The 2841-nt window shown below is 71.2% G+C and carries 3 protein-coding genes and 1 pseudogene; 1 reads left to right on the top strand and 3 read right to left on the bottom strand.

The window, feature by feature from the left end:
• A pseudogene (locus D7V88_RS40345) lies at positions 1-300 on the bottom strand (DUF1565 domain-containing protein); the annotation flags it as partial.
• Between the two features lie 324 nt (positions 301-624).
• On the opposite strand from D7V88_RS40345, the gene D7V88_RS40340 reads away from it, so the two are divergent.
• On the top strand, positions 625-894 hold the full coding sequence (locus tag D7V88_RS40340; RefSeq protein ID WP_120535979.1) for an HU family DNA-binding protein: 270 nt from the start codon (positions 625-627) through the stop codon (positions 892-894).
• Positions 895-919: 25 nt separating this feature from the next.
• On the opposite strand, the gene D7V88_RS40335 is transcribed toward D7V88_RS40340, so the two are convergent.
• On the bottom strand, positions 920-1945 hold the full coding sequence (locus D7V88_RS40335) for a M23 family metallopeptidase (RefSeq protein ID WP_120545807.1): 1026 nt from the start codon (positions 1943-1945) through the stop codon (positions 920-922).
• A gap of 381 nt (positions 1946-2326) precedes the next feature.
• Positions 2327-2841 (bottom strand): threonine aldolase family protein (locus D7V88_RS40330; RefSeq protein ID WP_244238657.1); only part of this gene is annotated, 515 nt, incomplete at its 5' end.

The raw sequence follows: 2841 nt of genomic DNA, 5'->3' as shown, positions 1-2841 counted from the left end.
GCCCGGACCCGGGTGTCGTCGCGGGGCCGTCAGCACCGTGGAGGGGCCCTCGCCCACGAGCCGGGTGCCCCCCGGGAGCCGGAAGGGGCCTTCGTAGCGACCGGCGGCCAGGTGCACGTGGAGGGGGCCGGGACGGGTCAGGGCCTCGGCGAGGGAGCGCAGGGGGCGCTCCCGGGTGCCGTCGCCTCCCGACGCCACGGACGCGTCCACCCAGAGCTCGCCCGGGACCGGCGGCTTCAGCGCCGGCTTCGAGCAGGCACACACCAGGACCAGGAACCAGGGCAGGAGTCGGGATGGCACGCGGGCAGGCACTCTAGCCCCTCGACGGCGCCCTGCTGGAACTGGATCAGGACCCGTTGCTAAGTGATCGATTTCCCAAAGACTTTCATCCGCAATCGATCATCACGCGATCATCTCCCCTTTCTGACGAAGAGGGGGTGTGAGGATGTATCAAAAGATGCGATCCTCCCTCTCTCTACCGGGTGTATTTTCCGAAGCCCAATTTTCATCCGGAGGCCGGATTTCCGGCCTCGGAGCGGGTGGCGCATTGACAGTCGAAACCTCGATTTGTTACCTCCGCCATCCGCTCGTTCAACGCCAGACAACGCAAGAGGGAGGGGTGTCATGACCAAGGCAGAGCTCGTGGAGGTGGTGGCTGCGCAGTCGAGGCTCACGAAGAAGTCCGCCGCCCAGATCCTCGACATCGTCTTCAACAACATCGGCAAGGCGGTGAAGAAGGACACGCGCTTCAGCTACCCGGGGTTCGGCACCTGGTCGCTGCGCTCGCGCAAGGCGCGGAAGATCCGCAACCCGCAGACCAACGAAATGATGAAGCTCAAGGCGTCGAAGACGGTCGGCTTCCGGCCCGCCAAGGAGCTGAAGAACTCGCTGTAGTCGGGCAGCAGCAGGACCGTCCCCCTCAGGGGCGCGAACCCGTCGCACTCGGGTGACGCCCCTGGGACGTGAGGGCGGGAGTTTCCGGCAGTTGCCGGGCCACGGGCCGCTCCTCCTGGGGAGCTTCCGGGGAGCTTTCGGGCGTGACGAGCGCCTCCAGCGGGTCCAGGGAGCTGCCGTCGTGCCAGAGCTCGAAGTGGACGTGGACACCGGTCGCCAGGCCCGTGTCCCCCGCGAGCCCGACCGCGTCACCGCTCGCCAGCACCTCGCCGGTCGTCACCAGCACCTGGGACAGGTGGCTGTAGCGGGTGACCCACTGGCCGTCGTGCTGCACCTCCACCTGCTGGCCATGGTCGCCGTTCCAGCCAGCCCGGAGGACGACGCCCCTTTGCGCGACGCTGACGACCTGGCCCCGGCGGGCCGCGAGGTCCACGCCCAGGTGGCGGCGGAGCTGGCCGGTGATGGGGTGCCAGCGCTCGCCGTAGAGGCTGGTGATGGTGACCGGCTCCACGGGCCAGGCGAGGCGCGGGGGGCCGGAGGGTTCGGGCGGATGCTCCCAGCGGCGCAGCGTGGACGCGCGCACGATGAGGCGGCCCACGCGCAGCACGACGGCTTCCGCGAGCGGACCGGGCATGTCGCCATAGAGGCGCGCGTCCTGCTCCAGTTCGGCCTCCATGATGCCCCGGGCGCGCGTCAGGTCGCGACTGTCCGTGTGCTCCACGGGGCGGGACAGGAAGGCGTCCAGGGCCGCGTTCATCTCCGCCCAGTTCCGCGCCTGTTCGGAGGGCATCACGGCGCCGCGCTGGACCTTCTCGCGGTAGGCGCGGGCCCTGTCCGCGAAGGACGTGAGCGCGGCGTCGAGTTCGGCGGAACGTTCAGGGGCCAGCGGGCCCCGGGCGTGTTCCGGCTCGTGCGGGAGGAAGGGCGAGGATTCGCTGAAGGAGGCACCGTCGCCCGAGGTCGCGTACAGCTCCTCAAAGCTCATCTTCTCCGCTCGCGGCGTCGCGCAAGCGGAGAGGGCCAGCAGGGCGAGGACGGCGGGTCGGCGCACGGCTCGGCGAGCCTACCATGCACCGGCCACGGCACCTGTTTCAGGCAGGCGGATCATCCGCGTGGGTGGGCACCGGTGCGTGCGGTCCGCACCCGGCACGGAGCGGTCGGTGCCTACCCGGCACGATGAGGCAAACGGGCCACACGGGTTGCTCGGCCCCGCGCCGCGCGCCCTGAAGTCCCATGCGAGTGTCCGCTGGCGCGCGGCCATCCTCCCCGACCCCTCACGGAGCGCCCGCGACGCGGCGTTCCTCGCAAGGTCTTCCGCCCCGAGGGGAGGGGTGCACTCGCGAGGCTCGGCGCGCAGGCGGCACGCGTCTCCATCAGGCACGCCGCCCACATGCGCCCGGAGTCGGGATGCCCCGAGGTCCCGGCTCCGCCGTCAGTTGGCGAAGGCGTTCCGGATTCGCGCCAGGGCGTCGTCGATGTCCGCCGTGGACACGTCCAGGTGGCACACGAGGCGGATGGAGTGGGGGCCCGTGGGGTTGGCCAGGACGCCCTGCTTCAGGAGCAGCGCGGAGGCCTCCGCCGCCGGACGCGCGAGGTCCGCGAACACCATGTTCGTCTCCACACGCGACAGGTCCACCGTCACGCCCGGGACCTGGGACAGCCCCTGCGCCAGCCGGCGCGCGTTGGCGTGGTCCTCGGCCAGTCGCTCCACGTGGTGCTCCAGCGCGTACAGCGCCGCCGCCGCGAGGAGGCCTGCCTGTCGCATGCCTCCGCCCAGCCGCTTGCGCAGCCGCCGCGCCTCGCGGATGACGTCCGCCCTTCCCGCCAGCGCCGAGCCCACCGGCGCCCCCAGCCCCTTCGAGAAACACACCGACGTGGAGTCCGTCAGCGACGCCCACGCGGACGCGGGCTTGCCCGCCGCCACCTCCGCGTTGAACAGCCGCGCTC

It is taken from the genome of Corallococcus terminator, from assembly GCF_003611635.1.
GTDB classification, from domain to species: domain Bacteria; phylum Myxococcota; class Myxococcia; order Myxococcales; family Myxococcaceae; genus Corallococcus; species Corallococcus terminator.
The sequence above is the reverse complement of the archived record's forward strand: the minus strand, read 5'-3'. Positions and strand labels throughout refer to the sequence as shown.